This is a genomic window from Paracoccus sp. SY, from assembly GCF_002901215.1.
Lineage (GTDB): Bacteria > Pseudomonadota > Alphaproteobacteria > Rhodobacterales > Rhodobacteraceae > Paracoccus > Paracoccus acridae.
This window is the reverse complement of record NZ_NWMQ01000065.1, coordinates 1-10,161: the sequence shown is the minus strand read 5'-3', so window position 1 is coordinate 10,161 and position 10,161 is coordinate 1. Positions and strand designations below refer to the sequence as shown.

Here is a 10,161-nt window from a genome sequence, read left to right as displayed (position 1 = left end):
GTCAAAAATCGAGGTGCCCTTAAGACAAGTATCATTCCACAGCTAAGGCGGATATGAACAAGATTAATCAATGGCCATTTCCAACGACGAGGCGACGCGCCTGATCCATCATATCGAGCTAACAGTGCGCGATGTAGCAACAGAACAAAGTAAGGCCGGAATCGTCGACATTATCAATCAGTGGCGTTCGGACATTGAGGCGGGTCGACAGATCGAGCGAAAGCTAACTGTTCGCCAAAGTCCCGGACTGGACATGGTCGCAGAGGCGCCGCGATCGCGCGGCACGTCTAGCGGCGAGTTCGTGGGTAAGCAAGACTATACTCCAATAGAGCAATTAGACATGCTGGTCGCAGCGCTCGGTATCGCCTTTATCGCCCCCAAAATGATGGCCAAGCGCTTCATTGACGCGATCACAGATTTCAACAGCATCGATACCAAGGGACAACACGAGCCTGCTGTCCACTTGGTTGGTGTAGGAGAAACAGACGAGCCTGGACCGGACCGCCAGGCGAGAGTATCGCGCGGCAGCATCGTCCAGTCGCACGAACAGACGGTGGATCTCGCTAAGCTGCTACAAGAAATCTCCAAGGAAGCAGATCTGTCACATCGCAAGTTTACCGATGTCGCCGAGTCCAGTTGATGCCATTAAGATCGGACATGTGGAATGACATTAGCGTGGCTATTGCTTCAGCCACAAGCGCTAATCTGTCAGCCGCTTCGGCGGGAAACGACCTTTATGAGTGTTATATCTGGGCCCTCATGCTAGACGCCGCGCGGCGGGAAGGCGCAACGATCCGCTTGATGACAAGAAGCGGCGTAGCGGCGACTAGCTTTTATTTCCGTACCTCGCCGAGTTCGATCTTCTCTACCCTTCACGACTATTGTCACGCCGAAATTATGTTCCCGAGTTCGCCCATACTAGAAGCCCATGTTGGCATCTATGTTTCGGGCAAATCTCGCGTTAACCACGAATGCGATGTCGCGATACTTTATCAAGATGAAGCGACCACCTGCCGCGCGAACAACGTCCATCCACGGTCGAGCAAGGTGCTAGTATCGGTGGAGTGCAAATATTATCTGAGTAGTTCTCTTGGCGTTGACTTGGGGCGTTCATTTCTCGGCCTAATCGATGACATCTATGCCGACGGTCGCTTTTTCGTGTCTACCCAGAATTCAGGATCTGTCGACAAGCTTTTCTCGCGCCATCGCAAAGAATATGAAATCGGTTTGTCACCCCTTGCGCCTGATCTCGAAGTTCGCCTTCGGGGATCTTTCGAGAAAATCTTCCGAAACTTCAAAGCGCGCTAAATGGAATTTAGCAATTCGCGACGGAATGGGTATGGACCTACTCCCTATCTCATTTTGATGGTCGTTTGGAAACGCGAAGCAGGCATCTGCCTCTGGAAACGACGCCGGCGCGTTGGCGCGGAGATCTTGTTCGCGAGTGGTGCCCCCAAAACGTGCAGCGGAGAAGCTAGGCATGCTTAGCTCCGAAGCATGCGAACCGAGAGGGTCGGCCCATTGCTGCCATCCGCATGCACCACTTGCCGCGAAGCAGCGTTTTCAAAGGGGTCGCGCGACGCGACAGAAAGTAAATCTGATGGGTGAGCGTCGGCAGCGCGACGTCGCAGTCCGCAGCAGTAAACCTAGACCAATTCTATGTCTTGTCCCACCATCCGTAATGGCTGCATATCACGAGGCGCCGCAACTACTTAATCGGACGCGACATGATGCAGTTACTACCGGCTGGAGAGATTTGATTCGAATGAGTACCATTGTCCCCCACTACAAAACCGTAAAGCAGTTGTTACAGGGTGAGTCCTTTGCGATTGACGAGTACCAGCGTGAGTACAAGTGGGAGAGCAAGCATATCGGCGAGTTGCTCACCGACCTGACCGGCAAGTTCAGAAGCAGCTACAAAGACGCCGACGGAACTAGTGCGGTATCAAATTACGACGAATACTTTCTCGGATCGATTATTGTCAGCAAACGCAATGGCAAGAACTACCTGATTGACGGGCAGCAGCGCGTTACTTCGCTAACCCTGCTGCTGATCCATCTTTTCAGGGAGTGCGAGCTGCGCAAGCTGGGAGTGACAAGCATCCTTGCTCCACTAATATTCAGTGATAATTATGGCAGGCAGCAGTTCAACATCGACATTCCCGAGCGAGCTGCGGTGATCGACGCCCTGTTTAACGGCAAGGTCTTCAATCCTGATGGCGAGGACGAGTCCGTCAAGACAATGTATGCCCGCTACCAGGACATCGCAGAGTCCGGCCTCTCCGAAGAACTTGGAGAGGGGCTGCCGCATTTCGCATACTGGTTGCTCAACCGCGTTGGCCTGATAGAAATTGCCGCTGACAGCGACAATCATGCCTATGCAATTTTCGAGACCATGAATGATCGCGGCAAGCCTCTCAGCCCGGTGGACATGCTGAAGGCCTACCTACTTGCTCCTATTACCGACGTAGAACAGCGCAAGCTCGCAAACGATCGCTGGAAGAGTGAAGTTCTGGACCTTCTCTCCTTTAAAGGACAGCAGGAGGAGGATGCGACCTTCATCAAAGCGTGGCTTCGTGCTCAATATGCGGACAGTATCCGTGAACGTAAGGCAGGCTCGACCGACCGAGACTGGGAGCAGGCCGGTACAGTATTCCATCGGTGGGTGCGTGACAACTCTAACCGGCTGCAGGTGGGCAACCAAGTGAGCAATCTCACTTGGATGAACCGTGACTTCCCCTTCTACGCCAAGGCCTACAAGCGAATTGTCACAGCGTCGGCGACTTATACGCCAGGCCTCGAGTCTGTCTTCTATAACGCCCACAATGACTTCACATGGCAGCCCACCGTACTTTTGGCACCCTTGGACCCAAAGGACGACGATGAAACCGTTCGTCGCAAGATCCAGGCGACGGCCACGTTCCTCGACATCTGGATAATGCGTCGCACGGTGAACTACGTCCGCGTCGGATATTCTACGGTTTCCTACGCCATGTACCTTCTTTGTAGAAAAATCCGCCGGAAGCCTCTCGGCGAACTGATCGATATTCTAGTCACCGAACTCGCTGAAGGTGACGATGCTACCTTTGAAGGAAGCGAGAGCCGCGAGCGCGAGGGGCTATGGGCCTGGGGTATCAATCAGTTCAGCCGCCGGTACATCTACCACTTCCTCGCTCGGGCTACCGCGTTCCTTGAGCATGGCTCAGGCGGAGCTGACAACTTTGCTGATCTCGTTGATCGTTCGCGTAAGAACCCGTTCGATATCGAGCATATCATGGCTGACGACTACGATCAGTTCTCTTCCCAGTATGAGGATGAAGGCACCTTCCAAGAATGGCGCAATTGGCTACCCGCGCTCCTGCTGCTGCCGGCTGACGTGAACCGGAGCTTGCAGGCACAACCCTATAGAGAGAAGGTCAAGGTTTATGCTGGACAAAACCTGCTCGCGGCAAGCCTCAGCGGAACGCCCTATGTGAACCGGCCACAGTTCGAGGTGCTCCGCACCGTTCTGGGTCTTGAACTGGCTCCAGTTCCCTCGTTCAAGAGAAAGCAAATCGAGCAGCGCTGCGACGTGTTGATTAGGCTGGCGAACGTCATTTGGTCGCCAGGGCGGCTAGAAAGTTTGCGATAATGCATGATTAATCCGGTCCTCGGTCGCAGGATCCCGCGAGGTTAGGACTCGAAGGTGACGAGATTTGGTTTCATTGATGGAGAAGAAAGAATGACCACCGAATGGGAGTGGATCGTACCATTTAGAGGACGAAACCATTCCGGGCCTGTCCAGCAGAACTTTCTCTGCAGGAGCAGTAATGTGTATGTTATGGATAATCATCGCGCTGCCCTCTGGTGTTGGCTACAGAAAATCAATCTTAAAGAACCGCATTCTTTTATTCACATTGACCGACACCCAGATGCATTGCTAAGTCGTATGGACGAGTGGCTCGAAAACTTACCAAGTTGGTCATCAGGGATTGACGACTATCTTGGTAAGACCTCCCAAGTTGACGGCTTCGAATGTCCTGTTATCCGCTGGGACAATTATCTCTCCATATACCTCCATGAGTTTGGAAAGAGCATCACCACTTTTCATTGCTTGACTCATGATGATGGTGATCCACCGAATTTCGATCGCGTGATGGTCGGCCGACCGTGGGACTTACCTGAGAACCTCCCGTATTGGCTTTCCAAGCGGGAGGCACCGTGGATAGTCAACATAGATTTAGACTATTTCTACTGTCAGTTTGGATCTGATATTAGAATGATGGTCTCCGAAGATTACGTGGATGCTGTCGCCGAAGCCATCAAGGATGCAATGGACCGAGGCACCATTGGAGTTCTTACGCTTTGCCTAACACCGGATTCCTTCACACCTGGCTGGACAGCGACTGAAGAGCTGGCAACTCGGATTCTGAAATGCATGGGTTTAACGTTCCAACTCCCAGAGGGGGAAAAGATTATGTAGGGAGGAAGCTAATTGCCGCCTGAGGAATCGGTGTAGTTCGCGGCCCAGAGCGCGCCAAACAGCGGTCCGGGGAGAGGCTTTTGTCTCTATGTCGGGGCCGCGCGGATGCAGCTGGCAGTCTCAACGGAATGTCTGCTTCAACGGTTTTGTAGCGGGTACCATCCTGCACCCCCATCAGGCCGTTTACTGACCTTTTTTCTGACCGCTATTCATCTCAAAGACGTGGCTCAGGGCAGCTTCCGGCATCTCAGCTGAATGTCCAAAAAACGGTCGTTGGGCTGACGAGCCTTGAAGAAATTGAACCGCCAAGGTGCATCAAGCACGGCTATCCCGCCATTCGTTTCCAGATTTTCCATCGGCGCAGTATGCGGTCGAGCCAGACAAGACCCCGGCGCCGGTGGCGGTCGCCATACCATGGCATCATTCGCAGTCCCTCGTCACCTCGATCGCGGTAGAAGTTCGGGACAGGATGGAAATTCCGCATACGCAGATGGAAGACATCGCAGGATGCCGATGCCTGGGGTGGCACGATCCATCGCCAATCGGCAGCGACGCAACGTCCTGCCGCCTGCTCCCGGCGGTGGAACGTCATGAACTGATCCGATGCGCTGTGATGATCCACGATCGTGATACCTGCTTGCCGGTATGAATGCAGCACGGCCGCATTCAATTCGGTCAGCGCGCGGTCTTTCCACAATGGATCGTCCTTGGGGTCAGGCGATGTCCCGATCGCGCGAGCCACCTGAGGCAAGACATCATAGCGCTTCCTGTCGACGAAATCTCGCGAGGCAATTTCGGTTGCCATGTAGAAGCCGTTGAACGGCGCGCAAGGATAGTCGATCCCACCAATCGTCATGATGTGGCCCGTGACGAGCGGAACGGAATACCACCGCAAACCCAGTCCGGCGATGGCGGGAAAGGCAGGATGGGTGATAGGAACTTCGCGAATGCAGGCTGGAGGGATATCAAACATGTGCCGGCGGTCGTTCTTGTCCCTAACCAGCAGTGGCAGGTGGTCAAATGCACCTTCGAGAACGGGTTGCCGCCATCCTAGAGACATGGCAATGCGCGTCATTTCCTGGTTCTGCCGATCACCCACCACCCGTCCGTCCGCTTGGACATGTGCCGCATACTGGATGGCCTGGGAGCTCTCGATCCAGGCCGGCAGCTCTGCTCCCCGGACAGGCGCAAACACCGAGATGATCGACCGGATACGGCCGTCGCCATGCGCCTCGTCCAGATGCGAGAAGACCCGGCCAGCGATCTGCGCGGGATCAGTCAGGTGCCGGCAATCCACGACATCCAGACTTTCCCACATCAGCCGCCCGATGCAGCGGCCATTGTTGCGCCAGGAAAGACGCGCACCATACGCCAGTTCTTCGGGCGTATGCTCGTAATGCCCGGATCTTGAAAGCTCGCGCCGCACCTCGGACCACCGCGCTTGCCGCGTCGCCTTGCTGGCACTTGTCGCATCATGGAAGGTGTCGAGAAAGGCACGAGCTTCCTCCTTTTTCTCCATCGCAGACAGGCGACGCAGCCGCCGCTGAAGCGGGCTTCCCTGCAGCGCATCGGCGCGCTGCCAACGTTCTCGGATCATGTGCATCACATAAGTCCGTCAAACTGCCGGGCCGAGTCGCGCAGCGGGCGCCTGTTGATCTCATGGACAATGGACAAAACTCGAGCCTTCGAGCGCCGGTAATCGCGCCCAAAGGGCTTGAGCCGCCGATAACGGAACTGGGCGCGGGCATGGTCGCTGGCGGTCAGTTCCAGTTCAGCACCTGCTCCCGACCTGCCAATCATTTCCCGCCATACCGGCGTGTCGGTGTACAGGCTGAAATTGTTGAACCGCACCCGGTCCAGCATATGGCCGTGCTTTTCCAGGAAACGCTCGGTCGCCTCCATGTCCATTGCGGTCTCTCCGGGAAAGCCCTTGAACATTGTGCACCGGATTGACAGGCCTGCGGCATGTGCATCGTGGATGAACTGCGCGTTCCGCTCCACGCTGCTGCCTTTCTGCATGCGATCAAGCAATTCTTGGCTGCCCGTCTCCAAGCCAAAGGATATCCTGCGCATTCCACCATCTACGGCGGACATGAGATCCTGTCGCGACAAGCCGTTATCGGTACGCCGGTCGACATGAACCGTTCCCACCCATTCGGCCCCCTGCACATAGGACTGGATCTGGCTGGCAATTCCCCGGATCATGTCGGGCCAGGAGTTCAGCTTGAGATCCAGAAAAAGGAAGCTGGTAGTGTTGTGGCGTCGCGCTTGCTCCTGCATTTCCAAAAGAACGCTGTCGATGCTGCGCGTGCGAAACTTGCGCCCTGAGGCGGAGATGACATCTGAACAGAACAGGCAGCGATCCCACTGGCAGCCCCGGCCCGACATCAGGGGAACGATCCGGACTGGATAGCGGTCCCATGGAAAGTCCGTGAAATCAGGAATTGGGGTTGCATCCAAGGGGCGCAATGGCGGTGCCGCGGACGAGCTGCGCCCATTGGACAGCGTGACACCTGGGTACTGCAGCACGTCACCGCCCGTCAGGAAGGTCTGCAGCAGATTGGGCAAAACCAGATCGGCCTCGCCGCCAAACAACATCTCGATGCCCGGGATTTGGCACCATTCCTGTGCAACATGAGGCAGGTTGAACATCGGGCCGCCGACGATCACGGGAACACCCGCCTGACGAGCAAGCGCAGCAAGCGCCCGGATCGTTGTCATGTGCTGCAAATAGGCCGAAATCAGGATGACGTCCGGCCGCCGCGCAATGGCCTGCGAGGCTTGCTTCAGGACAATCGGATGGGGACGCTCGTGGCGAGCGCGATAGGCTTTGCGCAGCAGGTCGCGCAGGGCATAGGCTTGCGGAAGATCCGTCAGGCTGACGCGGCGGCGTAGATGATCCAGGATGTTTTCCTGCCGCTCACGGGCTGCCGCTGGCACGTCATGGGCAAGTGGGGAAAGTAGCTCGACCGTCTGGCCCCGATTTCGCAGCGAAGCGATCAGAAGTCCAATGGCAAGGGTCGGAAAGGTTGAAAAGTTGTTCAGGTCCACGAGCAGGATGCGATGGGCCGACGGCGCTTCCTGATCCACCACTGGATCAATGGAATACCGCCTGGCGGGCACCAGGCTCCGCGGCACACGAACACTCTGGTTCATAATAGACTTGCTCCAAAAACTTTACCAATCACGACGCACTTGAGAGAAAATCACGCGACCTGCATTTCGCTTCTGCCGCATAGTCGTTGGATGATCACAGAAAATTCAATTAATTCTTACAGCGTGGCCTGCTTCAAAACACCTGTCCATTTAGACAGAACGAGACTGCAGCGGTAATTAATTTTCTAGCCCTGGTTGCAGCATTGCTTTCCAATTCGGCTTTGAATGAACGTGACTCAAGAATGCAATCACATGCTCTTTTGTTAACCATCCTGATGCGGTAGCAAAAGCGCCTGGTTCGGATAGAAACACCATGAATGGTCGTCGAAGGGCGCCACATCGTGTCGAGGTTATTGCTTGTCCACCATCGCTCCAGAACCAGGTTCAGATCACATCGTCTATCTGACCGGTCTTTATCCTGCCGTATCGCACACCTTCATCCTGCGCGAAGTAGTCGCCCTTCGTGCGGCAGGGCTGCATGTGACGACCTGCTCGGTCAATCGGCCTGGATCCCACCATCTGATCGGCCCGGATGAGGCCGCAGCTGCCCGTTCAACCTTTTACCTGCTAGAGAACGTCCGCAAGCCCGCCGTTCTTCTGGCAGCCATTGGAATGGCGCTCAGACGGCCGCGCCGCTTGGCACAGGCGCTGTCCTTGCTCAGGCGGAGTGGCGCCACCGGGATGAAGGGAAACCTGCGGCAAGTCGTTTATCTCATGGAAGCCATGGTGCTGGCGCGATTTCTACATCGCTGCGGGGCAAGCCGGATCCACAATCAACTGGGCATGGCTTCGGCTTCCGTCAGCATGTATGCCTCAATCCTGGCCGGGATTTCGTTCAGCTTCACGCTTCATGGGCCCGACGACTTCTTCGACGCACCCGCACGGCAATTGGCCACGAAGATCGCGTCTGCGGACTTTGTTGCTTGCATCAGCGACTTCTGCCGCAACCAGGCTCGGCAACTTTGCAGTCAAGGAGATTGGGCCAAGCTCCACGTTGTCCGCTGTGGAATTGATCCCGCCGCGTATTCCAAGCGCAACCGAACGCCACCGCTCCGGCGTATTCTGTTCGTTGGCCGCCTTGTGCCGGTCAAGGGGGTGTCTGTTCTGATCGGAGCATTCGGCACCATTGCCCATGCCTTTCCAGATGCAACCCTGACGATCGTCGGCGACGGGTCTGAACGGGTCAAGCTGGAGGCGATTGTGGCAAGCTTGGGACTGGCCAACAGAGTCGTGTTCACCGGTGCCCTCAGCCAGCAGCAAGTTGCCGTTCAAATGGCTGACGCAGATGTGTTTGTCCTGCCTTCCTTTGCCGAAGGTCTGCCCGTCGTTCTCATGGAGGCAATGGCATCCGGGTTGCCTGTGATAGCTACAAGCGTTGCCGGCACGCCTGAACTTGTCGAAGATAATACAACTGGACGACTTGTCGGGCCAGGCGAAGAAGAGCAACTGGCGCGAGCTATGCGCGACTATCTGACTAATCCGCAGCCTGCATTAGAAATGGCCAATCACGGAAGAAGCCGCGCACTAAGGGACCACGACATGTGGAAGGAAGGGCAGCGTTTGGCTGGCTTTTTTTTAGAGCACACTCTTCCTTATTATAATTAAGAGATATCGGTCGAGCCGACGTCTATCTCGTCGGGGCCATCTTCATATGCTAGCGGCGTTCGTCTTGCAGCAGGCCGATAGGGGAGGGTGGCAGAACCGAACCTTCATTCCTATGATCCTTTCATGGCTCAACCCATTGTTGAGCACAGAAAGTCGCATTTCAGGATAGCGCGTCCCCTAGCGCAGCAATTTTCAACAGTAATTCGTCTTATGGAACAATGGCTTGTTGGATGATGGATGTCGCCCATCACTCGACAGCCTATTAGCCTATACAAAAAGGCAAATTGGCCAATAGACAACCTCCGGTTATGGAGAGGATGTTCGTTACAGTTTTAGGTATTTCCATGTTTGCCTCTGAAACCACCTTCGCGTTTCGTCACGCTGTGTCTGTCGATGACTGGAAGGTCATCATGTCGGCAATCAGCGCTTATTCCCACAATGCAGAGTACCGTGAGCTTCTGGGGCGTCTGGAACGCCAGGCGAAGGTCAACGGGATCACATTGCCCGCGCCTCGACTTTCCTGACATCGACGGTTGAGCGTGCGCTGAAGTCAGACTGACTTCGGAGAGTGATGGCGGTTTCCATCACGACTTTAAGCCTTTGTTCGTAAAGAGTAGTTTGTCATGTTTGCTCAGCAGCAGCTTCTGGCTGATGGCCCGGCCTATGTCTCCACCGTTGCCGCGCGTCACGGACTTTACCGCAGCTCGCTCAAGCGGCCGCTTGATCTCCTCCTGGTGCTGATGGCCTTGCCGGTCGTCTTGCCGCTGGTGCTGGTGCTGGCCCTGGTCGTGCTCATCGACGGCGGTAATCCCTTCTACGCGCAGGACCGGGTCGGTCGTGGCGGGCGCCGCTACCGGATGTGGAAGCTGCNGGTGGTCGATGCCGACGAGCGGCTGCAGGATCATCTGGACACCAATCCCGAGGCGCGCGCCGAGTGG

Annotated in this window: 9 protein-coding genes; 7 read left to right on the top strand and 2 right to left on the bottom strand. The window is 55.7% G+C overall.

Translation table 11 applies throughout. The annotated features are described in order from the left end of the window. Nucleotides 1-70 precede the first annotated feature (70 nt). The 4 genes from CK944_RS20415 to CK944_RS20405 all read left to right on the top strand — a co-directional run bounded on the left by CK944_RS20415 (nucleotide 71) and on the right by CK944_RS20405 (nucleotide 4,462). Nucleotides 71-640 (top strand): hypothetical protein, encoded by a 570-nt coding sequence (locus tag CK944_RS20415; protein WP_103174902.1) that lies wholly within the window; start codon nucleotides 71-73, stop codon nucleotides 638-640. A gap of 17 nt (nucleotides 641-657) precedes the next feature. After that, the gene (locus CK944_RS23005; RefSeq protein WP_146038732.1) at nucleotides 658-1,308 is read left to right on the top strand and encodes a hypothetical protein; all 651 of its coding nucleotides are present in this window, start codon (nucleotides 658-660) and stop codon (nucleotides 1,306-1,308) included. A 457-nt stretch (nucleotides 1,309-1,765) separates the two neighbouring features. Further along, entirely contained in the window at nucleotides 1,766-3,631 is a 1,866-nt protein-coding gene (locus CK944_RS20410) for a DUF262 domain-containing protein (RefSeq protein ID WP_103174901.1), read from the top strand. Nucleotides 3,632-3,721: 90 nt separating this feature from the next. Further along, complete coding sequence (locus tag CK944_RS20405; protein ID WP_103174900.1) at nucleotides 3,722-4,462, top strand: UPF0489 family protein; 741 nt, start codon at nucleotides 3,722-3,724, stop codon at nucleotides 4,460-4,462. Nucleotides 4,463-4,787: 325 nt separating this feature from the next. Here CK944_RS20405 and CK944_RS20400 read toward each other — a convergent pair whose 3' ends face one another. Then, complete coding sequence (locus CK944_RS20400) at nucleotides 4,788-6,065, bottom strand: nitric oxide synthase oxygenase (protein ID WP_103174899.1); 1,278 nt, start codon at nucleotides 6,063-6,065, stop codon at nucleotides 4,788-4,790. After that, complete coding sequence (locus CK944_RS20395) at nucleotides 6,065-7,552, bottom strand: radical SAM protein (protein ID WP_158248096.1); 1,488 nt, start codon at nucleotides 7,550-7,552, stop codon at nucleotides 6,065-6,067. Before CK944_RS20395 ends, CK944_RS20400 begins: the two co-directional genes overlap by 1 nt. Before the next feature lie 423 nt (nucleotides 7,553-7,975). Here CK944_RS20395 and CK944_RS20390 point away from each other — a divergent pair, with 423 nt between their 5' ends. The 3 genes from CK944_RS20390 to CK944_RS20380 form a co-directional block, all read left to right on the top strand. Beyond that, nucleotides 7,976-9,223 (top strand): glycosyltransferase, encoded by a 1,248-nt coding sequence (locus CK944_RS20390; protein ID WP_146038731.1) that lies wholly within the window; start codon nucleotides 7,976-7,978, stop codon nucleotides 9,221-9,223. Nucleotides 9,224-9,540: 317 nt separating this feature from the next. Next, nucleotides 9,541-9,747: a hypothetical protein gene (locus tag CK944_RS20385; RefSeq protein ID WP_146038730.1), complete on the top strand. Its 207-nt coding sequence runs from the start codon at nucleotides 9,541-9,543 to the stop codon at nucleotides 9,745-9,747. A 99-nt stretch (nucleotides 9,748-9,846) separates the two neighbouring features. Next, nucleotides 9,847-10,161 (top strand): sugar transferase (locus tag CK944_RS20380; RefSeq protein ID WP_192877794.1); only part of this gene is annotated, 315 nt, incomplete at its 3' end.